Consider the following 534-nt stretch of genomic DNA (forward strand, 5'->3'; position numbering starts at 1 on the left):
ACCGCAAACTCGCAGGCTCATTCTTCAAAAGGCACGCAGTCACGACTGTATGTGCAAGCACATACAGCGACGCTCCCACGGCTTGTAGGCACACGGTTTCAGGTACTATTTCACTCCGCTCCCGCGGTACTTTTCACCATTCCCTCACGGTACTATCCGCTATCGGTCACCAGGGAATATTTAGGCTTAACGGGTGGTCCCGCCAGATTCACACGGGATTTCTCGGGCCCCGTGCTACTTGGGTGTCTCTCAAACGAGCCGTTGATGTTTCGACTACGGGGGTCTTACCCTCTACGCCGGACCTTTCGCATGTCCTTCGCCTACATCAACGGTTTCTGACTCGTCTCACAGCCGGCAGACTGTGAAAGAGAGATCCCACAACCCCGCACACGCAACCCCTGCCGGGTCTCACACGTATACGGTTTGGCCTCATCCGGTTTCGCTCGCCACTACTCCCGGAATCACGGTTGTTTTCTCTTCCTGCGGGTACTGAGATGTTTCACTTCCCCGCGTTCCCTCCACATACCCTATGTG

General features: G+C 55.6%; 1 rRNA gene. It reads right to left on the reverse strand.

The features are described 5' to 3' along the window. Positions 1 to 534 (reverse strand): 23S ribosomal RNA (locus ABD378_RS43365); the annotation flags it as partial.

The sequence above is a fragment of the Streptomyces rectiviolaceus genome, assembly GCF_039533825.1.
Lineage (GTDB): Bacteria > Actinomycetota > Actinomycetes > Streptomycetales > Streptomycetaceae > Streptomyces > Streptomyces rectiviolaceus.